General features: G+C 60.0%; 13 protein-coding genes. 5 read left to right on the forward strand and 8 right to left on the reverse strand.

The window, feature by feature from the left end; translation table 11 throughout:
- Positions 1–73: 73 nt before the first annotated feature.
- From ACIPR4_RS01760 to ACIPR4_RS21370, 4 genes are read right to left on the reverse strand one after another with little or no spacing between them, the layout of a single operon-like run.
- Positions 74–3,688 (reverse strand): efflux RND transporter permease subunit, encoded by a 3,615-nt coding sequence (locus tag ACIPR4_RS01760; protein WP_013566925.1) that lies wholly within the window; start codon positions 3,686–3,688, stop codon positions 74–76.
- 60 nt (positions 3,689–3,748) lie between these two features.
- On the reverse strand, positions 3,749–3,937 hold the full coding sequence (locus tag ACIPR4_RS01765) for a hypothetical protein (RefSeq protein ID WP_013566926.1): 189 nt from the start codon (positions 3,935–3,937) through the stop codon (positions 3,749–3,751).
- Positions 3,938–3,962: 25 nt separating this feature from the next.
- Positions 3,963–7,127, reverse strand: coding sequence for a multidrug efflux RND transporter permease subunit (locus ACIPR4_RS01770; protein ID WP_013566927.1), 3,165 nt, complete (start codon positions 7,125–7,127; stop codon positions 3,963–3,965).
- A complete protein-coding gene (locus ACIPR4_RS21370; protein WP_245536424.1) occupies positions 7,124–8,680 on the reverse strand; it encodes an MdtA/MuxA family multidrug efflux RND transporter periplasmic adaptor subunit in 1,557 nt (518 codons plus the stop codon). Before ACIPR4_RS21370 ends, ACIPR4_RS01770 begins: the two co-directional genes overlap by 4 nt.
- A 180-nt stretch (positions 8,681–8,860) precedes the next feature.
- Here ACIPR4_RS21370 and ACIPR4_RS01780 point away from each other — a divergent pair, with 180 nt between their 5' ends.
- Genes ACIPR4_RS01780 through pheT form a run of 3 tightly spaced genes read left to right on the forward strand, consistent with a single transcriptional unit; the run spans position 8,861 to position 13,594 of the window.
- Positions 8,861–10,399 carry a UbiA family prenyltransferase gene (locus ACIPR4_RS01780; RefSeq protein WP_245536425.1) on the forward strand — a complete coding sequence of 513 codons (1,539 nt, stop codon included), beginning with the start codon at positions 8,861–8,863 and terminating at the stop codon, positions 10,397–10,399.
- Between the two features lie 22 nt (positions 10,400–10,421).
- Positions 10,422–11,531: a phenylalanine--tRNA ligase subunit alpha gene (gene pheS, locus ACIPR4_RS01785; protein ID WP_013566930.1), complete on the forward strand. Its 1,110-nt coding sequence runs from the start codon at positions 10,422–10,424 to the stop codon at positions 11,529–11,531.
- Positions 11,528–13,594 carry a phenylalanine--tRNA ligase subunit beta gene (gene pheT, locus ACIPR4_RS01790; RefSeq protein WP_013566931.1) on the forward strand — a complete coding sequence of 689 codons (2,067 nt, stop codon included), beginning with the start codon at positions 11,528–11,530 and terminating at the stop codon, positions 13,592–13,594. Before pheS ends, pheT begins: the two co-directional genes overlap by 4 nt.
- 8 nt (positions 13,595–13,602) lie before the next feature.
- On the opposite strand, the gene ACIPR4_RS01795 is transcribed toward pheT, so the two are convergent.
- From ACIPR4_RS01795 to ACIPR4_RS01810, 4 genes are all read right to left on the reverse strand, one after another.
- Positions 13,603–15,036 (reverse strand): APC family permease, encoded by a 1,434-nt coding sequence (locus tag ACIPR4_RS01795; RefSeq protein ID WP_013566932.1) that lies wholly within the window; start codon positions 15,034–15,036, stop codon positions 13,603–13,605.
- A gap of 17 nt (positions 15,037–15,053) precedes the next feature.
- On the reverse strand, positions 15,054–16,526 hold the full coding sequence (gene argH / locus ACIPR4_RS01800) for an argininosuccinate lyase (protein WP_013566933.1): 1,473 nt from the start codon (positions 16,524–16,526) through the stop codon (positions 15,054–15,056).
- Positions 16,527–16,612: 86 nt separating this feature from the next.
- The gene (locus ACIPR4_RS01805; protein WP_013566934.1) at positions 16,613–19,558 is read right to left on the reverse strand and encodes a TonB-dependent receptor; all 2,946 of its coding nucleotides are present in this window, start codon (positions 19,556–19,558) and stop codon (positions 16,613–16,615) included.
- Positions 19,559–19,710: 152 nt separating this feature from the next.
- On the reverse strand, positions 19,711–20,928 hold the full coding sequence (locus tag ACIPR4_RS01810) for an ROK family transcriptional regulator (RefSeq protein WP_245536426.1): 1,218 nt from the start codon (positions 20,926–20,928) through the stop codon (positions 19,711–19,713).
- Between the two features lie 107 nt (positions 20,929–21,035).
- On the opposite strand from ACIPR4_RS01810, the gene ACIPR4_RS01815 reads away from it, so the two are divergent.
- Together ACIPR4_RS01815 and ACIPR4_RS01820 are read left to right on the forward strand one after the other, a co-directional pair.
- Positions 21,036–23,888, forward strand: a complete 2,853-nt coding sequence (locus ACIPR4_RS01815) for a PIG-L family deacetylase (protein WP_013566936.1) — start codon at positions 21,036–21,038, stop codon at positions 23,886–23,888.
- Between the two features lie 112 nt (positions 23,889–24,000).
- Entirely contained in the window at positions 24,001–25,122 is a 1,122-nt protein-coding gene (locus ACIPR4_RS01820; RefSeq protein ID WP_013566937.1) for a VWA domain-containing protein, read from the forward strand.
- The last annotated feature ends 25 nt before the right edge of the window (positions 25,123–25,147 follow it).

Genomic DNA, 25,147 nt, shown 5'->3' on the forward strand with positions numbered 1-25,147 from the left:
AAAAGCGGATCCCTCCGCTGCGCTGCGGGATGACAAAGGTGCTTCGGCGCTACAAGATGACGTGTAAAAGGCTTTAGTCGCCCGCGACCGGCTCCGGGTGGGAGCGCAGGCCTCGCGGAAGCTTCTTCTCTACCGGCTTGCCGCGCCAGCTTTCCATCCGCTGACGCCACTTATCAAAGTAGATATAGACGACCGGTGTAGTGAAGAGTGTGAGGCACTGCGAGACGATCAGTCCACCGACGATGGTGATGCCGAGGGGACGGCGCAGCTCGGAGCCTACGCCGGTTCCGAAGGCCAGCGGAAGTCCACCGAAGAGGGCCGCCATGGTCGTCATCATGATGGGGCGGAAGCGCAACAGGCAGGCTTCGTAGATCGCATCGACCGGTTCTTTGCCGTGTTCGCGTTCGGCTACGAGGGCGAAGTCGATCATCAGGATGGCGTTCTTCTTTACCAGACCGATCAGGAGGATGATGCCGATCATCGCGATGACGGAGAGGTCCGTGTGTGTGATCAGCAGCGCCAGAATGGCGCCGACCCCCGCTGAGGGCAGCGTGGAAAGAATGGTGAGCGGGTGGATGAAGCTCTCATAAAGCATGCCCAGCACGATGTACACGGTCGTGAGTGCGAGCAGGATAAGCACCGGCTCCGAGGAGAGAGATTGCTGGAAGGCCTGCGCCGATCCCTGGAAGCCGCCGGTCACGGAGGCAGGCATGGAGATCGAGTTGCGCGCACGGTCGATCGCCTCCGCAGCCTGGGAGAGTGCTATCCCCGGCGCAAGATTGAAGGAGAGCGTAGCGGCGGGGGTGAGTCCCTGATGATTGACCTGCAGCGGAATCCGCTGCATCTCGAAGTGCGTAATGGCCGTGAGCGGGATGGATTTTCCCGAGGAGTTTTTGACGTAGATCTGACGGATCGCGTCCGGGTCTTTCTGGAACTGCGGGGCCACTTCCATCACAACGTGGTACTGATTCAAGGGCTTGTAGGTGGTCGAAACCTGCCGCTGTCCGAAGGCGTCGGAGAGAATATTGTCGATGGCGAGCGGTGTAATGCCGAGGCGGGAAGCCGTATCTCGGTCGATGACCAGCGTGGATTCGAGGCCGTTTTCCAGCTGATCGGTCGCGACGTCGCGCAGCTCCGGCATCTTCTGCATGGCGGCCATCATCTTGGGCGACCACAGGTTCAGATCCTGGACGGAGTCTGCCTGCAGCGTGTATTGATACTGCGTGGCGGACTGGCGGCCACCGATGTTGAGCTCCTGTTGCGACTGCAGATACACCTGCACGCCGGGCATGCGGGAGAGTTTGGGACGCAGCCGATTAATGATGACCTCGGCCGTATCGCCGTCCTTCGCACGTGCCGCCGGGTCTTTGAGGAAGATGAACATGTTGGCGGAGTTGGACGATCCGCCGCCTGGCCCACCGCCACCCAGATTGGTCATGACATTGAGAACGCCGGGATCCTGTTTGACGAGGTCTGTCATCTCAATCGCCTTGGCCTTCATGGCGTCGAACGAGACGTCCTGCTGACCGAGGATGCGTCCGCCGAGCCGTCCGGTGTCCTGCTGAGGGAAGAAGCCCTTAGGAACGAGGATGAAGAGGTAGATGTTGAGGAGGAAGGTGCCGATCGTGATGAGCATCACGAGCCCCTGGTGGCGCAGGACCCAGCGCAGGCCAAGAGTGTATTCGCCCACCATCCAGTCAAAGAAGCGCTCGCCGAGCAGGTAGATGCGTCCATGCTTGTTGGCGGAGTGCGGTTGCAGGAACTTGGCCGAGAGCATGGGTGTGGTAGTCAGTGAGACACAGAGCGAGACGAGAATCGAGACGGAGAGCGTGACGGCAAACTCGCGGAAGAGACGGCCGACGATGCCTCCCATAAGAAGGATGGGGATGAAGACGGCGATGAGCGAGATGCTCATGGAGACGACGGTGAAGCCGATCTCGGCGGAGCCCTTCATGGCCGCGTCGTAGGGGGTAAGCCCCTCTTCAAGATGACGCGAAATGTTCTCGATGACGACGATGGCGTCATCCACGACAAAGCCGGTGGAGATAGTGAGGGCCATCAGCGAAAGGTTGTCGAGCGTGTATCCCAGCAGATACATGACGCCGAAGGTGCCGAGGAGCGAGAGCGGAACCGACACTGCAGGAATGAGGGTAGAGCGGACTTCGCGCAGGAAGAAGAAGACGACGAGGACCACGAGGACGATGGTGATCAGCATCGTGCGTGTGATGTCGTCGACCGAAGCGCGGATGGTGGCCGTGCGATCGAGCGCGACCTGTACCTTGATGGCGGGGGAGATCGAAGCGCTCAGGGACGGCAACATCTTATTGATGGCGTCGACTGTCTGGATGACGTTGGCGCCGGGAGACTTGAAGACAATGACAAGAATGGCCGGGTGCAGGTTGAACAAGCCGCCATTGTGAATATCTTCCACGGAATCCACGACATCCGAGACGTCGGAGATCCTTACAATGCCATGACCGCCGATGGTAGGGGTCGCGACGTTGGAGACAGAGGGGGTCACCTGCGCGGAGGCCATTCCGGCTGCGGAGGTGGCGGTCGTGGTCGTGATAGGAGTTGCGGTGGTGGAGTAGGTTGAAGCCGTGGAACTCGTGGTCGATGCGCTGGAGGTGGCGGTTCCCGAAGAGGTGCCCGTAGTGCCGCTGCTGCTGACGGAGTTGGTCGTCGTGGTTGATGTGGTGGCGGAGGCGACATTGCTCTGCAGGCCGTTGGAAGCGGCGGCGCTTGAGACCGGCCCGCGATCGGTGGCGACGATCAGCGGTTTGTAAGCCGCTGCGCCGAAGAGTTGATCGGTCGTGGTGATGGACCACCGCTGACCTTCGGTGCCTGCACCGTTCAGGTAGCCCTTGGGCTGATTGACGTTAATGGTGGCGATGGCGGCGCGGAGCGCGTCGAGGCCAAGGCCGTAGCTGGTGAGCTGCGTCGGATTGGCTTCAATCCGGACTGCAGGCTTGGAGGAACCGCCGACGAAGGTCTGACCGACGCCATCGACGGAGGCCAGCTTCTGCGCGAGGACGGAGTCCGCGGCATCGTAGAGCTGGGGAACGCTCAGCGTCTCCGACGTAAGCGCAAGGATCATGATGGGCGCGTCGGAGGGATTGATTTTGCGGTACGTCGGGTTCGATGGCAGGTTGGCCGGAAGCTGGGAACGGGCGGCATTGATCGCGGCCTGGACATCGCGGGCGGCGCCATTAATGTCGCGCGTGAGATCGAACTGCAGCGTAATCGAGGCTGAGCCGATGGACGAACTCGAGGTCATCTGGTTGATGCCCGCTATGCGGGAGAACTGGCGCTCCAGGGGAGTCGCAACAGCGGAGGCCATGGTTTCGGGATCGGCTCCCGGAAGATTAGCGCCGACGGAGATCACGGGGAACTCGACCTGCGGCAACGAAGAGACAGGAAGCAGCTTGTAGGCCACCGCGCCGGCGAGGATGATCGCCGCCGAGAGCAGGAAGGTGGCTACGGGACGGCGGATGAAGGGCGCGGAAAAGTGAACGCCACCACCGTTGGGGCCCTCGTCTTCCTTTTGCTTCTTTTCATCGCGCGGCGAGGCGTGATCGCGTGGAGCGTGGTCGCCGCCACGGGTATCCTCGTGCTCAAGACGATAGATATCGGAGGCGGTGGCGCCGTCTCGGGGGGCTTTGTCGCCGGGTTGGAATTCGTGGCTCATGGTGTTTCGTCGGGTTCTGCGAGTGCGGGTGGAGCGAACAAAAGATGGTGAGGAAGACTTCTACTCGTGTCGGAGATACTTTGCGGATCTGGATGCCGCCGTGTGCCGAATGGCTTCGAGGGCTGCTTCAAAAGGGTCTCCTTCATAAATGCCACTGACAAAACCCGCATTGACAGCTTGCACGAGAGCTCCCGACTTAATTTCTCCCTCAACGATGAATTCGCGCTGTTGCGTCAGTTGCAAGGTCATTTGTAAGCCTCCTTGATCCTTAATCTTAATCGCCAGCCGCGAAGGCTTCATCTTCGTGAGCGTGTTTCGCAAACTCGCGGTCTGCTTCTTCGGTATGGAAGTATTTGCGGCCGATGCGGTCGAAGAAGAGGTATACGACCGGGGTGGTAAAGAGGGTGAGCACCTGCGAGACGATCAGGCCGCCGACGATCGTGATACCCAGGGGGCGGCGGAGCTCCGAACCGGTGCCGCTGCCGAGGGCGAGCGGAACGCCTCCGAGGAGCGCGGCCATGGTCGTCATCATGATGGGGCGGAAGCGAAGGAGGCAGGCCTGGTAGATGGCTTCTTCGGGAGTCTTACCCTGTTCGCGCTCGGCTTCCAGGGCGAAATCGATCATCATGATGGCGTTCTTCTTCACAATACCGATCAGGAGAATACAGCCTATAAGCGCGATCACGGACATGTCCGTCCCGGTGAGTTGGAGGGCGAGAATCGCGCCCACGCCGGCGGAAGGAAGCGTCGAAAGGATCGTGATCGGGTGGATATAGCTCTCGTACAGAACGCCGAGGACGATGTACACCGTAATCAGAGCCGCGAGGATGAGGACCGGTTCGTTGGCAAGCGAGGCTTCAAAGGAAGCTGCTGTGCCCTGGAACTGGGCGTTCACCGAAAGGGGAATGTTGAGCTCTTTTTCCGCTTTGCGCACGGCGTCTACAGCGTCTCCGATGGACGCTCCGGGTGCGAGATTGAAGGATAGGTTGACCGCAGGAAACTGGCCCTGATGCGAGATGACGAGCGAGGCGTTCTTCTGCTCGAAGTGAGTAAACGTCGAAAGCGGGACCTGCGTGCCATTGGAGCTCTTGACGTAAATCTGATCGAGCGCCGCAGGGTTCCGCTGGAACTTGGGCGAGACTTCCAGGATCACGTGGTACTGGTTCTGCTGCGTGAAGATGGTGGAGACCTGGCGCTGACCGAAGGCGTCGTAGAGCGTGTCGTCGATGTTCTGCGGCGTAATGCCGAGACGCGAGGCAGTGTCGCGGTCGATGGCGAGCGCGGCTTCCAGGCCTTCAATCTGCTGATCGCTGGCGACGTCGGCGAGCGGCTTCAAGGTCTTGAATTTATTGAGAATGCGGTTGGACCACTCCGCGAGTTCGTCCGTATTCGCGTCTTCAATCGCGTACTGATACTGGGTACGTGCCGTACGGTTTTCTACGGTGAGGTCCTGCAGCGGCTGCATGTAGGCCGTGATGCCGATGACCTGGCTGAGGTTCGATTGCAGGCGGTGAATGATCTCTGAGGCGGACTTGGAGCGAAGCTCACGGTCCTTGAGGTCGATCTGGATACGTCCGGAGTTGAGCGTGGTGTTGGTCGCGTCAATCCCGATGTAGGAGGAGATGCTCTGGACGTCCGGGTCTTCAAGGATCTTGGCTGCGAGTGCCTGTTGCCGCTGGCTCATGGCATCGAAGGAGATCGACTGGGGAGCATCGGTGATGGCGAGGATCTCGCCCGTGTCCTGCACAGGGAAGAAGCCCTTTTGCACGTAAAGGAAAAGAAGAACGGTTGCCGCGAAGGTGGCCAGCGTCACAAGGAGGGTGAAGGTCTGGTGGCGCAACACCCAGCGCACACCGACGGCGTACTTGTCGATGACGGCGTTGAACCACTCTTCCGACTTCTTGTAGAGCTTGCCCTTTTGATCTTCCGGGGTGTGCTTCAGGAGCTTCGACGCCATCATCGGTGTGAGCGTGAGGGAGACGACGGCGGAGACAAGGATGGTGACGGAGAGGGTGACGGCAAACTCGCGGAAGAGGCGGCCGACAATATCTCCCATGAAAAGAAGTGGGATCAATACGGCGATGAGCGAGATGGTCAGCGAAAGGATCGTGAAACCGATCTGCTCGGAGCCTTTGAGCGCGGCGTCGAGGGGAGATTCGCCCATCTCCAGGTAACGGTCGATGTTTTCGACCATGACGATGGCATCGTCCACAACGAAACCTGTAGAGATGGTCAGGGCCATGAGAGAAAGGTTGTCGAGCGTGTATCCCAGCAGGTACATCACGCCGAAGGTGCCCACGATGGAGAGCGGGACGGCTACGGAGGGGATGATGGTGGCGCGGACGGAGCGCAGGAAAAGGAAGATCACCAGAATGACGAGGCCGATCGTAAGTAGGAGCTCGAACTGAACGTCCTTGACCGACGCGCGGATGGTGTTAGTCCGGTCGGTCAGAACTTCCACCTTGACCGAGGCTGGAAGCGTTGCCTGCAGCTTGGGGAGGAGCGCTTCGATACGGTCGACGACACCGATGATGTTGGCGCCCGGCTGGCGCTGAATATTGACGATGACGGCGGGATGGGTGAACGCGGGCTGGCCGTTCTGCGCAGGACGGCCCATCCATGCGGCCTGGAAGAGGTTTTCCGCACCATCCAGGGAGTTGGCTACATCGGAGAGACGGACGGCGTTGCCATTGCGGTAAGCGATGATGACGTTCGCATAGTCCGCGGAGGAGAGAAGCTGATCGTTCGCTCCGATGGTGAAGGCCTGGTGCGCTCCGTTGATGTTGCCCTTCGCCTGATCGACGTTGGCGGAGGCAAGCGCTGTGCGGATATCTTCCAGCGACAGGCCATAGTTGGCCAGCGCCATGGGATTGGCCTGGATACGGACGCCGGGCTTCTGTCCGCCTGCGATGGAGACGAGACCGACGCCGGAGAGCTGCGAGATCTTCTGGGCGAGAATGGTGTCGGCCAGATCCTCGACTTTGGTCAGTTCAAGGGTATCCGAGGTAAGCGCAAGGGTAAGGATGGGCGCATCCGCCGGGTTCACCTTGGAGTAGATCGGCGGGTTCGGCAGGTCCTTTGGCAGATAGCTGGTGGCGGCGTTGATGGCCGCCTGCACATCCTGCTGGGCGACGTCGATCGATTCTTCCAGAGAAAACTGAAGGGTAATGATCGAGCCACCGCCGGAGGAGGTGGAGTTCATCTGGGTCAGGCCGGGAATCTGGCCGAACTGCCGCTCAAGCGGGCCAGTGACGGCAGAGGACATGACCTCGGGGCTGGCGCCGGGGTAGAAGGTCTGGACCTGGATGGTGGGGTAATCCACCTGTGGCAGAGCGGAGACGGGAAGCTGAAAGTACGCCACGCCGCCCGCAAGCAGGATCGCCACCATCAGAAGCGCGGTGGCGACGGGCCGAAGAATAAACGGCCGCGAAGGGCTCATGGCTGGGTGGCTCCGTTCCCGTTCTGCTGCTTCTTATGCGTACTGCTGTTTGGAAGTTGTGCTGCTCCGTTGGGATGGGTCTTTTGCGGAGGTGTCTTCGAGGAACCGTTCGGATTGGAGCCGAGGGGCTTGGCCGAAGACTTTGAGCGAGCACCCGTGGTGTCGTTCTCGTGCGGCAGGACCTTGCTTCCGTCGCGGAGCTTCTCCTGTCCGTCGATGACGACGGCTTCGCCAGGACGCAGACCGGAATCGAGGATGATCTGGGAACCCTGCGTCAGGTCGACTTTTACAGGACGAGCCTGGACAGGGTACGCCTGCTGCTGCTGATGCTGGCTGGCAGGGGTTGCAGCGGCGGCGGGAGCCGTCTTTCCGGTGCCTGTGGGCGTCTGCTGCACGGGGTGCTGCTTGTCGACCACGTAGACAAAGTTGCCGGTGGTGCCGGTCTGCAGAGCAGCGGCCGGAATCACGATGGCGTTGTTGCGCGTTTCGAGGATCAGACGCGTGTTGACGAACTGATTCGGAAAGAGGGCATTGTCGTCGTTGGCGAAGACGGCCTTCAGCTTTGCGGTGCCCGTGGTGGTATCGATCTGGTTATCGACGGTCAGCAGCGTGCCGGTCGCAATCTTTTCTGTGTTGCTGCGGTCCCAGGCTTCCACCACCAGGCGATGGCCGCCCTTCATGCCGTCGAAGACCTGGGGAAGCTGATCTTCCGGAACCGTAAAGATCACGGAGATCGGCTGGACCTGCGTAATCACGAGCAGACCGGTGGACGAGCTGGCGGAGACCATGTTGCCGAGATCGACCTGGCGGAGGCCCACAATCCCGGAGATCGGGGCGGTGATGCGGGTGTAGCTGAGATTGACCTTGGCGGCCTGGATCGCGGCCTGGTCGCCTTCGATGGTTCCCACGGACTGGCCTGCTGTCGACTGCTGGGTCTGTTCCGACTCGCGCGAGACGACGCCAGCGTTATAGAGGGCGGTGTAGCGATTGGCCTGGCTTTTAGCCAGAGCGGCATTGGCCTGATCGCGAGAGAGATTCCCTTGGGCCTGGGCGAGAGCTGCCTGGTAGGGGGCTGGGTCAATTTGGATAAGGAGTTGACCCTGCTTGACTTGTTGCCCTTCGACAAAGTGGATGCCGGTGATCTGTCCGTCTACGCGGCTTTTGAGGGTGACAGTGTTGTAGGCCGTCACGGTGCCAAGTGCCGTGAGATAAATTGGAATAGAACGTAGTCCAACGGTGTCTATAGTCACAGGAACAGGACGGTCGGCCTGAGCTGCGCTCTTGGCAGCCTGCTGTTGTTCGGCTGTTTTGTTGCTTCGGATGCGCCAGACGACGAACGCAATCGCGCCGAGGATTACCAGGGAGACGATCACCATGCGGATCCATCCGCCCCCTGCCTTGTGTTCGGCCGGAGGGTTATTTCCCGGCATTCCATCCGAAGAGGGGGATGCGTGGGCTGGCAACTCGTGCGCGGGATCGAGTAGTGGAACAGCGTTCAAACCGGTCTGTGCTTCGGACTCGCTGGGCGATTGCATGTAGTGTGTTGGGACCATCCCTGTAGAGTTGGAGGACGCGGGATTGTAAGTCTCCGGTTTCCTAACGATAAATGAAGTAGACGGATAAGAGGCGCTTTCGGTTTCCATTCGTACTGAATTGCGCGTTCTTGTCGCGCAAAGGTTCCAGCAAAAGTACCGTTACTCCCTATAATCGCGGGTGAGGCTTTGAAGACTGGCATGGCAGAAGTGAGTTCACGGGAAGGAACGATGCCCACGGCGCCGCCTTCGGGGCCCACATCGGTCCCCCTCTGTGTCGACTTGGACGGGACCCTGGTGAAGAGCGACACGCTGATGGACGCCGCCATGGCGCTTTGGCGCAAGGAGCCACTGTCTCCGCTGAAATGGCCAGCCTGGATCGCACAGGGAAAAGCGGGTCTGAAACACGAGATCACCCGACGGGTCGATCTGGATGTGGAGCATCTTCCTTATAATCAGCCACTTCTGGCGTATCTGCGAGAGGAGTATTTCGCAGGGCGAAAGATCTATCTTGCGACCGCAGCGAATGGGGCCCTGGCACAGCGAGTGGCGGAGCATCTTGGAATCTTCGCGGGGGTTCTGGCCTCCGACGGAAAGCTGAACCTGGCAGGAAAGAACAAGTTGGCGGCGTTTGAAGCTCAGTTCCCGGACGGCTTCACCTATATAGGGAACGCATTGCCGGACCGGCACCTCCTGCGCAAGAGTGTGGACCCGATGGTGGCGAACCCGCACATGCGTCTGCTGCGCGTCATGCGGAGCGACGGGGTCAAACCGGTCCGCACGTTTGAAGACCGTGCCTCGGGTTTGAAAGCCTTCGTCAAAGCGGTGCGTCTGCACCAGTGGGCGAAGAACACCCTGGTCTTTGTGCCTATGCTTCTGGCCCATTCCGCCTCGCCGAACCGTTTAGCGGCCGTGGTGATGGCGTTCTTCAGCCTCGGTTTCTGCGCGTCTGCGACCTACATCATTAATGACCTGCTGGACATCGAGGCCGACCGCAAGCATCCGCGCAAGCGGAGACGCGCCTTTGCTGCGGGCGATCTTTCGCCGGTTGCCGGTGTGGGGATCGTGGTGGTGTTCTTTGCGATCTCTATCTCGCTCGCGCTGCTTTTGCCGAAGGTCTACGCTTCGCTGCCGGGAGAAGCTGGGATCTATGAGGTCCTGGGACATCCGCTGCGCTTCGCGCTGTGGCTCTCTGTCTATACGGTGTCCACGCTGGCGTATTCGGTGCGTTTGAAGCGGATGATGCTGGTGGACGTCATGGTGCTGAGCGGCCTGTACACGCTGCGTATGCTGGCGGGATCGGCTGCCGCGGGTGTTCAGATTTCGACATGGCTGGCGGCGTTTTCTATCTTCTTCTTCCTGTCGCTGGCTTTCGTGAAGCGGTTCAGTGAACTTTTTATGCTCGCCGGAAATTCCGAGAGCGACGACGATATCAAACCGAGCGGGCGCGGCTATCGGCTGAGCGATATGGAGCAGGTGCGCAGCTTTGGTACATCCGCCGGATATGCCAGCGTGGTCGTCCTGACGATGTATATCTCCAGTCTGGATTCACCCCTGCTGTATCAGCATCCGCGCAAACTCTGGCTGCTGGCTCCGATTTTGCTGCTCTGGCTGAGCAGGGTGTGGCTGCTGGCCAGTCGCGGAGAGATGCACGAAGACCCAGTGGTCTACGCCCTCACCGACAAGAGAAGCTGGTTGCTGGGTGCGTTGTGCGCGTTCGTGGTGTGGTGGGCGCTGTAGTGCTCTATTCTGTAAAGACGTTATGAGTGATGTGATTCCACAACTAAGCGCGTACGACGACGCTGCGCTGGACGCCGCGTTTCGTTCGCTGATCGAACAGGTACAGGCCGGAGCGTCGTCGCTGTCGACGGCAGAGGCGCAGGAAGCCTTCCGTCTGGAATGGCTGGGACGCAAGCAGGGCCGCTTGAAGCTGGTGAGCGATGTCTGGCTGAAGACGGCTCCTGTCGAAGCGAAAAAAGCTCTGGGAAAACGGTTCAACGATCTCAAAGCCGCGATTGAAAATGCTCTGGAGAGCGGCGCGGGCGCTACGAGGGCCTCTGGCCCCGCGCTCGATGTCACCCTTCCAGGGATTGCGCGTCGCATCGGTATAGAGCATCCGCTGACGCGTACGATGCGCGAGGTGGTGCAGGTCTTCCAGGCGCTGGGGTATTCGATTGCGCTTGGGCCTGAAGTTGAGTCCGATTTTTACAACTTTGAAGCGCTGAATTTTCCGCAGAACCATCCCGCGCGCGATACGCAGGACACTCTGGTCATCGCGGACCAGCAGGGCAAGCCTGGACGCGACCGCCTGCTGATGCGGACGCACACTTCGCCCGTGCAGATTCGCACGATGCTGGCGCAGGATCCTCCGCTGCGGATCGTTGTGCCGGGCAAGGTGCATCGCAACGATGAAAGCGATGCGACGCACTCGCCAATCTTCCACCAGATAGAAGGTCTCTGCGTGGATACGAATATTACCTTCTCCGATCTGAAGGGCACACTCGATCACGCGATGAAGACGCTCTTCGGCAGCGGCGTGAAGACGCGGTTCTTTCCTTCGTTCTTTCCGTTTACGGAGCCGAGCGCGGACGTGCAGATCTCGTGCATCTTCTGCGGCGGAAGCGGTTGCCGCAAGTGCAAGCACTCCGGCTGGATTGAACTGCTGGGTTGCGGCATGGTGGACCCTGCGGTGTTCGAGGCAGTCAATCAGCGCCGCGCCGAGATGGGTATGGATGCCGCCTACGATCCGAAGCGCATTAGTGGGTTCGCGTTTGGTATGGGCGTGGACCGCATTGCGATGATGCTTTCGGGTGCGACGGATATTGGTTTGTTTTACTCGGGTGACTTGCGGTTTTTGGAGAGTTTCGCGTGAAGATTCTTAGTTCGTGGTTGCGCGAATTCCTTCCTTCCTTGACCGTCGATGATCACCATCTCGCCGAAGACCTGACGTTGCGTGGTATCGCGGTTGAAGGTGTGCATGAAGTTGAGGGTGGCCATCTGTTTGAGATGGACATCACGACGAACCGCGTCGATGCGATGAACCACTATGGTGTGGCGCGCGAGGCGGCGGCGATCTACGGCATTCCCTTGATGAAGATCGAGGACGACTGCCATGCGGCGACGACGGGCGACGGATATCCCGTGCGCATCGAAGCGGAGGATCTCTGCGGTCGCTTTACGGCGCAGGTGGTGCGCGGCGTGAATGTGGCTGCGTCCACGGGCCTGATGGCGGAGCGCTTTGCGCAGCTGGGGCAGAAGCCGATCTCCAATGTGGTGGATGTGACGAACTACACGTGGCTGGCGATGGGGCATCCCACGCATGCCTTCGATCTCGACACGCTGGAGGGCGCGATTGTGGTGCGTCGTGCGCGCGAGGGAGAGAAGCTGCATCTGCTGGATGGCTCCGAGAAGACGCTGACGGCGGAGGATCTTGTCGTTGCCGATGAGAAGAAGGCGCTTGCGCTCGCGGGCGTGATGGGCGGATGGGATTCCCGCGTTACGGAGTCGACGAAGAATGTTCTGGTGGAAGCTGCGTGGTTCGACCAGGCGGCGATTCGCGCGAGTTCGAAGCGGCACGGTCTGCACACGGATGCGAGTCACAGGTTCGAGCGCGGTGCGGATTTCGCTGCGGCTCCCGTGGCGAATCGTTACGTGGTGAAGAAGCTGGTGGAGTGGTGCGGAGGTACGGCTGAAGGTGGGATGACCGATATCGTGGTCTCTGCCATCGAGGCACGCACAGCGAAGCGCCCGCACATCGCGATGAGCGCTGAAGAAGTGCGGCGGCTGCTTGGTACGACACTCGAAGGCGGTCTAGTCTCCGCGGATGACATTGAGAAGTATCTTGAGGCGTTGGGTTGCGGTCTGCGGCCTGCGGCGATCGTGGGAACGTACGAGGTCGCGCTGCCGAGCTGGCGTCTGGACCTGGAGCGCGAGATCGATCTGATTGAAGAGGTCGCGCGCGTCTACGGCTACAACCGCTTTGCCGATACGCTGCCTGCATTCTCTGGCGGCATCATCGCTCTGCCGCATGTCGAGCAGGAGCGCGTTCTGCGCGAGACACTGCGCGGTCTTGGCTGGAGTGAAGTGATCGGGAGTACCTTCTGTTCCGAAGCGGACGCGGCGACGTTTGCCGGGGAGAAGGGCGTGGTTGCGATGGGCAATCCGCTGAATGCCGAGGCGGGTGTGCTGCGTCCTTCGCTTTTGCCTGGTGCGGTCACCATGCTGGCGGGAAATCTGAACCGCGATGTGCGCGAGGCGCGGGTCTTCGAGATAGGTGCTGTGTTTACGGGATCGACGGCAGAGGTTCACGAAGAGCCTTCGCTTGCGCTCGCGGCATATGGTGGCGCCCGTGCCACGCAGACGATCTCGGAACGCGATGCATTGTTCTTTGAGATGAAGGGCGCTGTGGAAGGTCTGTTGGCGAAGTTCGCACCGGTTGGTGTGAGTTATGAAGCCAGCCCTTTGCCTGCGTGGATGGAGCCTGGGCGCGGTGCGCGCGTGTTGCGTGGCGGCGAAGAGATTGCCGTGATCGGCGAACTGAGTGCGGCGATTGCAGAGAAGCGCAAGCTGAAGCAGGTGGTGGTGCTCGGCGAAGTGCGCGCCGTGAAGCTGTTGGCGACGCCTCTGCGTACACCGCTGGCGAAGGAGCCTTCGCGCTTTCAGGCAGTGGATCGTGATCTCTCGTTCTTGTTCTCCGACGCTGTGCGTTGGGGCGCGATTGAATCGGCAATTCGCGGCGTAGGTGCAGCGGAGCTCGTCTCCGTGGAGCCATTGGAGATCTTCCGAGGCAAGACGGTTGCGGAGGGCGAGTATTCGCTGTTGCTGCGTATCGTTTTACAGGCAGCGGATCGTACGCTGCGTGAGGATGAAGTGACCGGTATTGTCGAACGAGTGACGCAGGCGCTCGCATCGCTTGGTGGAAAACAGCGGGCTTAGTTTTCCAGCTAGGCCTGTGTGCTTCTTCGCCGGATAACCAATGCGATCAGGCCGGTCGCCAGAACGATGGCTGCGATGCCAAGCTCTGCCATGAAGTGTGGCCGCGAAAACAGGATGAAGAGAAAGCCCGCCATCGCCAGAAGAATCGGCAGCGGATAGAGCGGCATGCGGAAGCGGCCTGGCTGTTTGCGTTCGCGCCGATGCTTGGGTAGAAGTGCTGCCATGCCTTGCAGCAGGAACTGGAAGACGATGCGGATGACGACGAGCGAGGCGATGACGTCCTGCAGTCGAAGGAAGCACCAGAGCAGTGTGATGCCTCCGAGCGTGAGCAGCGAGACGGATGGGATGCGGTAGCGCGGATGGATGCGTCCGAAGATCGCGGGGAAGTTGCCATCGCGCGCAGCGGCGAAGGGGATGCGTGAGTATCCCAGCAACAGAGCGAAGACCGAAGCGAGCGACGCGACAGCGATAAGAATCACGACAACCGAAGCTGCCGTGTGCGCCCACAGATGGGGCACGAAAGCGGTCTGCATGAAGGTGGCCATGGTGTACTGGCGTGCTGCGGCGTCGTGCGAGGTAACGCCAACCAGTTGCTGCCACGGCACAACGCCGAGCACGGAGATGTTCATGAGCACGTAAAGCGTGCCGACGATGGCGATCGAACCGAAGACCGCGCGGGGTATCGTCCGCTGCGGATCGCGCACTTCGGCGCCAAGGAAGCAGACGTTGTAGTAGCCCCAGTAGTCGTACGCGGAGACGAGCATGCCTGCGCCAAGGCCAAGGAAAAAGGCGTGATCCAGATGGAATGCGCCTGAGGGAAAACTGAAGGCCTGCTTCGCGGAGAAGTGCGTGAAGCCGACGGCGATGATGAGTGCGAGTGTTCCTAGTACCGTGATGCCGAGCGCGCGTGTGACCTTTTCGATGTGCCCGATGGGGCGATAGAGCAGCGTGAGGGCGAGCAGACACGCGCCCATCGCGATCAGAGTCTGTCCACTGAGCACGACCGGGATGTGGAAGAGCTTGGTGCTGAAGAACGCGTGCGAAGACGAAGGGATGAACCACGAGGCGTACTGCGCGAAACCGATGCATCCACTGGCGATGGAGAGTGGAGCGGAAAAGAGAAGCTGCCAGGCGTAGAGAAAGGAGAAGCTGCGACCCAACTTCTTTTCGCCGTAGAGATGCTTCAGGTAGGCGTAGGAGCCGCCCGCTTCAGGGTACGCTGTACCGAACTCGCTCCATACGCAGCCGTCGCAGAGCGAGAGCAGCGCGCCAAGCACCCATCCCAGCATGGCCTGCGGCCCGCCCATCGCGGTGAGAATGAGCGGCAGGGTGATGAAGGGGCCGACGCCAACCATGTCGATGATGTTCGCGCCCGTTGCGGAGACGGAGGTGAGTCCTCGAACGAGCGAATCGGGTTGGCCGTTTTGTTTACCGGTTTCCATCTGGTCTTCCATCAACTTTACTGTGCGGCCAGAAGAGAGTCGGCGGCTTTGCGAATGCTTCGCTGTGCTGTCTGAATCTGTTCGCGTTGCGATGCGAGCCACACGCGGTCGGTTGCGAGCTGTGCTTCCGCGCGAGCGATCTCCGGCGAGAGCGCTTCGAGGGCAGGGCCTCCGGGGATAGAACGGATGGCGACGAAGTACTCCGGATCGAGAGCGCGGAAGAGGATGGAAGGCTCCGGTGCCTGCACGCCTGCGGTCGCAAGGGATGCCAGAACAGAAGCGACCATCGCTTCCGCGCTGAAGATGCCGTTCGCGGATTTAACTGCGGCGGCGACGAAGGTGTGTGCCTGATGGAAAGAGATGCCGGTCTCGCGCACAAGCGTGTCGGCAAGTTCGGTGACGGTAAGAAAGCTGCCTGCTGCGCGCGCACGCATGTGGTCAAGGTTAAAGGTGGCTTCGGAGAGCACGCCTTCGAGTAGAAGAAGAGCGCGCAGGCCATCGGTGAAGGCCATATCGACGAGGGGCTGGAAGGAGTCTTCCGAATCGTTCATGTCGGCGAAGGGCGTGTTGTGGAGCGACTGCAGTGTGGACTGCGCTTCGGAGAGCGAGCGCGAAGAGAGGATGCGGACGTGCTCCAGCGGTACAGGATTGCGCTTCTGCGGCATGATGCTGGAGATCTGCACGTAGCCATCGGAGAGGCGAAGGAAGTTGAACTCCGCCGTGCTCCAGAGAAGAAGGTCCTGCGCGAAGCGGCCGAGGTTCAACATGGTTACAGCAAGTACCGAACAGCTTTCGGTGATGTAGTCGACGGAGGCGATGGCGCCGTAGGAGTTTGTCTGCAGGCCGTGGAAGCCGAGCATTGTCATGGTCTGCGCGCGGTCGATGGGGAAGCCCGTGGTGGTGATGGCGCACGCGCCGAGCGGGCTGCGGTTCACGCGGAGGAACGCTGCCCGCAGGCGTTCCGTATCGCGCTCCAGAATTTCAATGATGGCCATCAGGTAGTGGCCGAGCGTGGTCGGCTGCGCGGGCTGGTTGTGTGTGTACGCGGGCATCAGAGCGGAGCGATGTTCAGAGGCCAGGGTGACGAGACGCGTGCGGAGAGCGGCGACGGCATCGAGCGTGGCGAGGAGGCGGCTGCGGAGCACCATGCGGTACATGGTCATGTCGATGTCGTTCCGCGAGCGCGCGGTGTGGATGCGACCGGCGTTGTCCGCGCCGCAGAGATCGGCGAGCTTCTGCTCGATGAGAAAGAAGAGGTCTTCGACGGAGCCGTCGTAGGGGGTGGAGCGAATGGCCTCGAGGTCGAGGGAGTCGAGCGCCCGCAGGCAAAGCACGGCGGTCTCGCGCGAGACGATCTTCTGCTGCGTCAGCATGAGCAGGTGCGCGTAGTCGATCTCGATCATCGAGTCGAGGAAGAGACGCTTGGCGTCGGCGAAGACGTGCGCGAGGACTGTGTCGCGATAGATTGGTGCGGGAAATTGGGAGGCCATTTTGATTCCTTGCGGGGTTGTACGGGTGAAACGTTGAAGGGCGATGAAACGTTTTGTCTCATCGCCCTTTGCTGCGGGTAGGTTGCTTAGAACTCGATCTTCGCACCGAACTGCAGGATGCGGGATTCGAGCACGGAGGAAGTAGGCAGCAGAGAGGGCGCTGTGGTGATGACGCCTGCTGCATTGGTCGTTGCCGTGGTGTTAATTGTGGTGACATTCGAGCGATTGAACAGGTTGTTGCTTTCGACCAGAATCTGGGGCCTCACGCGTTCCCATAAGGTGGCGAAGGTGCGGGTGTAGCGCATGTCCACCTGAGCGATACCCGGAGTACGAACAGTGTTGCGGCCAACAAAGAGTGGACGGCTGGTTGCGAGTGAGTCTCCATTCAACTTCGTTCCAGTGGTGATGGTCTGCGCGTCGCCACTGGAAAAGTTGCCAAGGATAGAGAAACGGTTGTTTGTGAAGACGCCATTGACGTACTTGTTCGCAAAGTGAGTTTGCGGAACGTAGTCTGTCGAGAGTGTGAAAGAGTTTGGTCGGTTGATGCCGCTATTCGCGCGATCTCGTTTGGGGTTATCCGTATCTTCAACGGGCGTTGAAAATTCGTAGGTATAGCCTTCGGGGGTATTGGAGATGGCATGCGACCATGTGTAGTTTGCGGCGACGGTAAGTCCCGCCGAGAGGCGGTGCTCATACGATGCCACAAGGGCGTTGTAGCTGGAGTTCGAACCGACGTCGATGAGTGTGATGTTGTTGAAGCGCGAATCGATGCGTGTGGCCGCGCTCGGCGTGCTGGAGTAGATGAGGCGTCCATCGGCGAGTGCGCCTAAGCCGGAGTACTTTAGATTGCTGTTTCTGAGGAAGGCGAGATTGCGTCCCTGAGTCAGTACGTAACCCATAGTCAGGGAGTCATTTTTACCAAGCTGCTGTGCTACCTGCGCATTCGCGTTCCATGTGTAGCCATTCTTGAAGTTCGGATTCAGCGCGGTCACGCTCTGCGCCGCGATGCAGGACGTGGAAATGGCCGATGGCGTGTTTGGGAAGGCAGGAAGGCAGGGATTGGCTGCGCCTTGAGCTTCGGTTGTTGAACTGTTGGCAACGGAAGCGATGTATGAACCCGTGCCGACAAGGCCGTTGTTATAAAGCGGTGTGTACCAGGAGTTAGTCGGTGTTGCTTCGTAGTACATACCGCCGCTAACCCGGACGACCGTACCGGGCATGGGTGTGTAAGCAAAGCCGACGCGCGGAGCGAAGTTGCCTTTGGGCGTGTGGAAGCTCTGGGTCTGCGTGAGGGGAGCTGAGGCCAGGCCATCGGGAGCACGGTATTGGTCATAGCGCACACCGTAATTCGCGGTCAGGTTCTTCGCGATCTGCCATGTGTCCTGTGCAAAGAAACTGAAGAAGATGGAGTGGTACGCTGCGCCGGGACGACCGATCGAAGCCGCAACCGAAGAGTAAACGTGAGGGGATGTGCCATTCTTGGCGCTCAAATATTGGGTGATAGAGCTGAAGGTGTACTGGGTGTAAACATCAGCGAGCTGTGTGTCCAGGTTCTTCTGAAAGCCTGTGCCGAACTTAAACGAGTGCTTGCCATGCACCCAGGTCACGTTGTCGTTGAAGGAGGGGATTTTCTCCTGGAATTTGTCCCCGGCGCCATTCGTGCCACCAAATCCGTTGACCACGCTGGAGATGGTAACCATAGGTCCAGCGCCCGTAAGGGGGCCGGAAATATGCGCCTGGTTGCGGTAGGGCCACGAACCACGAAACTCATTGAGGACGACGGGCGAAAATGTGGTGATTAACTGTGCGCCCAGGATGTGGGCGCGGTCGCGAAAGTCGGAGGCAGCGCTCTGCAAATAGAGACCACCAACGTTCGTATTGAAGGGGTAGTCGTTACGGAAATAGTTGTAACGGATAAAGGCCTGGTTGCTCTTATTGATTGTCCAGTCCCCACGAACGTTTACCCATTGGGCGCGCTGCACCTGCGGTGCGGTGTTGAAATCTGAAGCAGCTACACCCGCAGCAATGAGCGCAGCCTGATTGGCGGATGTAACCGTAATGGCCTGTGGATTAGCGCGCTTCAGCTTTTCGTACGCACCAAAGAGGAAGAGGCGATCTTTCACAACGGGGCCACCAGCGCGTCCGACAAAGTCATCGACGTGCAGATCGGGCTTCGCTTTGTAGATGGAGGAGGTGGGATCGCAGTTCTGCAGCATGGGGCAGGAGCTTGCCGCTTTTGGCCGCCAGATGTATTGCGCCATGCCGTGGAGCTGGTTCGTCCCTTGCGGAGTAATGACGTTGTAGATGATACCGGCTGTGTTGCCGAACTCCGCGTTGAAGGCGTTTGAAACCGTCTGCACCTGCTGGACGTAGGAATCGGAGATGGCGAAGAGGCGCAGGCCGTAACGGTCTGTTTCAGTGTCCACCATGCCATCGAGCTGGTATTGCACGCGATCAACAAGCCCGTTCGTGTTCACTGTACGCGGAATACCGTTTTCCGCATTTGGGTGACCGGAGACGCCGGGCTGGAAGAGGATGAAGTTGTAAGGGTTCCGCGAGGTGAGCGGGAGATTCTGGACCTCCGCCTCGCTGATCGTGCGCCCCAGATCGACACGCGTCGTTTCGATGATTGGAGCATCGCCAGTCACCTGAACCTCCGTTGCTACGGAGCCAACCTTAAGCGCTTCGTTCACCGTAAGATCGCTACCTGCATCTACGTGAATGCCGGACTGGATAAACGGTGCAAACGAGCTGGACGTCGCCGTTACGGAGTAGGTTCCGATCGGAAGGCTAGGTGCGAGATAGCCACCGGAGGTATCCGAGGTCAGTTCGCGCGTGAAGCCGGTGTCGAGGTTTTTGACGACCACGTTCACGCCCGCGATCGGAGCGCCGGAAGGGTCGGTCACCGTACCGCGGATCGTACCGTTGATGGACTGCGATTGGGCATGGGCAGATGGCGTGGCCATGACACCCAGAAGAGTGAAGGTTCCCAGCGTACGCAGGGCAGACCGGAAGAAATTGGTATACGTCATTGCTACCTCCTAGAAGTGAAGCGGGTATGGAAGTGCTTACGAACTTAGTAATTCGTATTTATAAAGTCCATGCTCGTGGTGCGGGATACGCTGTTGGTGCTGGAAAGGTTCTGCGGCATTACTAAAAAGTGGAATGCGTGATCAATGGAGGATCAACAGAGCAGTTTGCTTTCAACGGCGGTCAGCGACAACGAGATAGCGCCGTGCAACTGGGCCTGTGTGCCCAGAAAACTTGTGCGGATCCGCGGTGGTGCAAAGTCCGCGCTTCGTAGCAGTCGGTCCGTCTCGCGACAAAGGCGATCATGCGAACCTACGCCGCCGCCGAGGACGATCAACTCCGGATTGAAGACCAGGGCCAGTGTTGCAATGGCGTCCGCCAGAATGACTGCGGTGTACTGCAAGACTTCGAGGGCGAGTAAGTCGCCTTCCTGGGCAAGATCAAAGATCTGGGGAGCACGCAGCTCCGCAAGCTCTGGTTCGTTGCGAAGACCTGCACGTTCCAGGCGCTCCAGCCACTGTAGTTCAATCCCTGCGCCGCCAATCATACGCTCCAGCTGGCCGGTCTTGTGCATCTCCATCGGCTCGCGGGGAGCGCCGGGGACGCCAAGGTAACCGATTTCGCCTGCGCTCCAGCGTGCGCCGTGATGCAGGCTGCCGCGCAGGAAGATTCCCGCGCCTACGCCGGTTCCCATGGCCACAAAGACGAAGTCTTCCACGCCTTCCGCTGCGCCCTGGCGATATTCGCCGACGGCTGCCAGGTTCGTGTCGTTCTCCACGATGGTTTCAATGCCCGTCTGCTTGCGCAGCATGGAGCGCAGAGGAACTTCGGTCCAGCCCGTGAGGTTGGGAGCGAAGCGAACGATGCCTGCGCGGACGTCCGTGATGCCGGGTGCGCCTGCGGTCAGGTGCAGCACTTTGCTGGTGGGGATATTCGTCTGTTGGCACATCGCGCGCAGACCTTCGTCCAGAACGCTGCATACCGAGGCAGGATCTTTCTGATCTGCGGCAAACTGGGTGGACCAGTGCGCTACGGGTGTTCCGTTCAGGTCGGCAAGCATCATGCGCAGGCGCGTCCCGCCAATATCGGCGGCGGCGACGTAGCCGTGCGAGGCTTTGAACTGGATCAGCTCAGGAGGGCGTCCGCCGGAAGATTCGCCTTCGCCAAGTGTCTCTACTAAACCCAGCGCTTCTATCTGCGCGATGGCAGAGGAGACAGTAGGAGCGGAGAGGCCGGAGGAGCGAACGAGGTCCGCCTTCGAGCAGGGACCGTGGACACGGAGAAGTTGCAGAAGGGTGCGGCAGTTCGCAAAACGCAGATGCGCTGGCCGCGAAGGCTGTGTCTCTGGCGGATTGAAAGTGCCCGTCGCCATTCTGCTGGGATTCTCCATAGGGTGCGTGGCTAGATTATAAACAAACTTTACAAAGATGCCAGCGAATGATATCAACCCAATACACATATATTTTCAAGGGGTACCCGATGGCGGTTGATCAAAAGGATCAGGCAGCGCAAAAGCGATGGGTTGCAGTCCTGCTTGCAGGCACAATGGCGCTCTTGCCGGTTATGGGCGAAGCCCAGGCGGTGAAGGAGACGTACCAACCGGCTTCGGCCTATCCCCTGATGATCGATCGCGGCTCGGCGGGCCTCTGGCAGAGCCTGCAGAAGCTGAACACGCGCGCCAGCCTGATGATGGTGGTCGCGCATCCTGACGATGAGGACAGCGGCATGCTGGCCTTTGAAAGCCGGGGGAACGGCGTGGATACCTCGCTATTGACGCTGAATCGCGGCGAAGGCGGACAGAACGTCATGACCGGAAACTACTGGGACGAGCTGGGCATCATGCGCACGCAGGAACTTCTGGCGGCGGGCGACTACTTCGGTGTCCATCAGTACTTCACCCGCGTTGCCGATTTCGGTTTCTCCAAGACGCTGGAAGAGGCGCTGAAGCAGTGGGGGCATGACCGTGTCCTGGCGGATGTGGTGCGTCAGGTGCGTATCTCGCGGCCGCTGGTGATTAACAGTGTCTTTGCAGGGAATGTCTCCGACGGCCACGGCCATCACCAGACGGCTGGCGTCATGGCGCAGGAGGCCTACAAACTGGCTGGCGATCCGAAGGTCTTTCCCGAACAGATCAAGGCTGGACTTCGTCCGTGGAACCCGCTGAAGGTGTACGCCCGCGTTCCGTTTGCTACGGTCGATCAGCGCGGCATCTTCGACTACGCGACTGGCCACTGGGAACCCGTTCGCTTCAAGAACTACGTCACCGGCGATTACATTGAAGGCGTTCCCACGGCTACATTGCGGATTCCCGAGGGTGGCTATAACCCTCTCTTTGGCCGCAGCTATCTCGCCATCGCCCGCGAAGGCCTGGACAAGCAGAAGTCGCAGACCGGCGGCGTGGCGATCCCTGTAACGCGGCCCTTCGATTCGCCGTACCATCTCTATGCTTCGCGTGTTCCGGCGCAGGTGGGGCATCTTCCGCAGCAGGAAGAGAGCTACTTCAACGGCATCGATATCTCGCTCGCTGGGATTGCGAACTATGTACCTGCGGCAGAGCAGGCGAAGTGGAGTGCGGCCCTGCAGCCGGTTCAGGCCAGCGTAGATGAAGCCACGCACGCCTTCGATGCGACGGACCCTACGAAGTCCGCACCCGCGCTCGCAAAGGGGCTGGAAGCGACCCGTGTCCTGCGCGCGCAGATTGCCTCCAGCCATCTGGATGTCGACGCGAAGTACAACATGGACCACGAGCTTGGAATCAAGGAAGCCCAGTTCAACGAGGCTCTGACGCAGTCCCTTGGAGTTTCGCTTCTGGCAACTGTGGCGAGCGGAACGATTCCGGCTCGCATGGGGCCGATGGGCGATATGAGCAACCAGCCTACGTTTCAGAGCGTGGTTGCAGGACAGGCTTTCGGCGTGAATGTTCACGTGGCTGACCAGGGAGCGAAGGCCCTGCACATCGAATCCGCCACGGTGGACGCCACGGACGGCAAGAACTGGAAGCTGACCACTGCCGCACCGATGGCCGGAGAGATTGCCGCAGGACAGTCGAGCGACGTTCTGGTAAAGGCGGTTGTTCCGCAGGATGCGGGCATCACGCGCCCCTACTTTAGCCGCCCTAGCCTGGAGCAGCCCTTCTACGATCTCCAGCTTCCGCAGTACCTTGGCCTGCCGACGATGCCATATCCGCTGCTTGCCCGCGTGGTCTACAGCTTCAACGGTGTGAAGGCCGAGGTGCGTGGCGTGGTGCAGACGACGCATCGCCTGAACGGTGGCGGACCCACGCTGGAGCCTCTGCTGGTCGCACCGGCGATCTCTGTCCGTGTGGCTCCGCTGGCGGGCGTGATCCCGATGGATGGCGAACTAGTTAAGGTGCACGTCACAATCGGCAGCAGCGTCAAGGGTCTAGCGAAGGGTGAGGTGAAGTTGAGTCTTCCTGCAGGTTGGACCTCGTCGCCCGAGACGGCGAGCTTTGCCACTTCGCGCGACGGCGATGAGCAGGGAATCGATTTCACCGTCACCACGAAGAACGTGCAGGCTAAGCGATATGACCTGACCGCCGTGGCGACGTATGAAGGCAAGAAGTTTACCGAAGGCTTTATCACCATCGGCTACCCCGGCCTGCGTCCTTACCCGATGTATCGCAAGGCGGAGTACAAGGCCACGGGCGTCGATGTGAAGGTGGCTCCGGGATTGAAGGTCGCCTACATCATGGGTACGGGCGACGATGTGCCTGCGGCGCTGGCGAACCTCGGTGTCCACGTGACGCAGTTGAGCGCGGAAGATATCGCCTCCGCCGATCTGAGCGTGTACGACTCCATCGTGCTTGGCGTGCGTACGTATGCTGCACGTCCGGAGCTGCGGTCGCTCAACGACCGTCTGCTGCAGTACGTGAAAGACGGCGGCGTGGTCGTGACGCAGTATCAGACGCCCGAGTTCGATCATAACTACGGACCGTATCCGCTCTCGGTTCCGGCGGACGCGGACAAGGTCGTCGAAGAGGACTCCAAGGTCACGATCCTTGCCCCCTCGGATCCTCTGTTGAACTGGCCGAACAAGATCGTTACCGCGGACTTCGACAATTGGGTCGAAGAACGCGGTCATGGCTTCCTGCGCAGCTGGGACCCGAAGTACATCGCCCTGACGGAGATGCATGACAAGGACCAGGACCCGCAGAAGGGTGGTCTTGTCTATGCGCCCTACGGCAAGGGGTACTACGTCTATCTGGCGTATGCCTTCTTCCGCGAGATGCCAGAGGGAGTGCCCGGATCGTTCCGTATTATGGCGAATCTGATCAGCGCCAAAAAGAATCCGCATCTGCCCCATGCTCAATAGGCGTGGTTGTGCTGGATGGGGAGCCTCTCACTGGGGGCTCCCCTATTTTTTTCTTCCAAATTTTTGCGTCCAGGTTTCGAAACTGTAGGCGCGCGAAGCCGTCCAATGAGATATGTATTCTCTTCGTTCGCTCGTGGCTGCTGGTCTGCTCTCTGCTTCCTTTGCTTTTGCTCAAGTTGCCCCGCCTGCGGAGAAAGCCCCGGTTGCTCCGACGCTCAATGTGAGTGCGCGCCTAGTGACTGTTCCTGTGACCGTGCGAGACAAGAAGGGACAGCTTGTCGCGACGTTGAAGCAGGAAGACTTCACCATTGCGGAAGATGGCAAACCGCAGGTGATTCGGTACTTCGACCGCGACAACAATCTCCAGCTCACGCTGGGTCTTCTGGTGGACGTGAGTGGCAGCCAGCGCCAGGTGCTGGATGAGGAGCGCGAGGCCAGCTCTTCGTTTCTCGACAACATGCTGGTGGCGGACCGCGATAAGGCGTTCCTCATCCAGTTCGGCCATACGGTAGAGCTGCTTACCGATGTGACCGGTTCCATTCCGAAGCTGCAGAGCGGGTTGAAACAGGTGGACACGCAGGCCGCCCGCCCGCAGTTCTCCAACAATCAAGATCCCAACGACAACAGTGGGGGCAGCTCACAGCGTGGCCGTCGCGGTGGTGGTGGGGGCGCCGGGACGGCGCTTTATGACGCGATCTTTCTCGCCTCCGATGAGGTGATTCACAAGCAGCCGTTTCGCAAAGCTCTGATTCTTCTGACGGATGGCGAAGACAATGGCAGCAAGGAGAGCCTGTCCAGCGCGATTGAAGCCGCACAGCGCGCCGACACTGCCGTGTATTCGATTTACTTCAAGGGGGAAGAGCACAACGATACCTCAAGCCGTCGTCCCAGCTTTGGCGGCGGCGGATTTCCGGGTGGTGGTGGACGTCACGGCGGCGGCGGTGGGCAGGGCGGCGGGCAGCCGCAGCGTACGCACGTAGACGGCAAGAAGATCCTGCAGCGCATCTCGGATGAGACCGGCGGACGCTTCTTCGAGGTCTCCAAGAAGGAGCCGCTGGCGGAGATTTATAAAAAAATCGCACAGGAACTGCGCAGCCAGTACCGCATCGGATTTACGCCGACGAACCAGGAAGAGGGATATCACAAGCTCCTGGTCGACACCCCCAAGGACCACAAACTCGTCCTGCAGACGCGAGAAGGGTACTACACCGGTTCGGCGAGTAGTCCGAAATAACGGGTTGCGCGGAGCGGTACGATTG

This window comes from Terriglobus saanensis SP1PR4 (assembly GCF_000179915.2).
Lineage (GTDB): Bacteria > Acidobacteriota > Terriglobia > Terriglobales > Acidobacteriaceae > Terriglobus > Terriglobus saanensis.

What these genes read in the sequence shown, in the direction of transcription:
- ACIPR4_RS21370 (WP_245536424.1), bottom strand. Translation starts at nt 8,680, where the DNA reads ATGGTCCCAACACACTACATGCAATCGCCCAGCGAGTCCGAAGCACAG.
- ACIPR4_RS01780 (WP_245536425.1), top strand. Translation starts at nt 8,861, where the DNA reads ATGGCAGAAGTGAGTTCACGGGAAGGAACGATGCCCACGGCGCCGCCT.
- ACIPR4_RS01765 (WP_013566926.1), bottom strand. Translation starts at nt 3,937, where the DNA reads ATGACCTTGCAACTGACGCAACAGCGCGAATTCATCGTTGAGGGAGAA.
- ACIPR4_RS01795 (WP_013566932.1), bottom strand. Translation starts at nt 15,036, where the DNA reads ATGGAAACCGGTAAACAAAACGGCCAACCCGATTCGCTCGTTCGAGGA.
- ACIPR4_RS01820 (WP_013566937.1), top strand. Translation starts at nt 24,001, where the DNA reads ATGTATTCTCTTCGTTCGCTCGTGGCTGCTGGTCTGCTCTCTGCTTCC.
- ACIPR4_RS01770 (WP_013566927.1), bottom strand. Translation starts at nt 7,127, where the DNA reads ATGAGCCCTTCGCGGCCGTTTATTCTTCGGCCCGTCGCCACCGCGCTT.
- pheS (WP_013566930.1), top strand. Translation starts at nt 10,422, where the DNA reads ATGAGTGATGTGATTCCACAACTAAGCGCGTACGACGACGCTGCGCTG.
- ACIPR4_RS01805 (WP_013566934.1), bottom strand. Translation starts at nt 19,558, where the DNA reads ATGACGTATACCAATTTCTTCCGGTCTGCCCTGCGTACGCTGGGAACC.
- ACIPR4_RS01760 (WP_013566925.1), bottom strand. Translation starts at nt 3,688, where the DNA reads ATGAGCCACGAATTCCAACCCGGCGACAAAGCCCCCCGAGACGGCGCC.
- ACIPR4_RS01815 (WP_013566936.1), top strand. Translation starts at nt 21,036, where the DNA reads ATGGCGGTTGATCAAAAGGATCAGGCAGCGCAAAAGCGATGGGTTGCA.
- argH (WP_013566933.1), bottom strand. Translation starts at nt 16,526, where the DNA reads ATGGCCTCCCAATTTCCCGCACCAATCTATCGCGACACAGTCCTCGCG.
- ACIPR4_RS01810 (WP_245536426.1), bottom strand. Translation starts at nt 20,928, where the DNA reads ATGGCGACGGGCACTTTCAATCCGCCAGAGACACAGCCTTCGCGGCCA.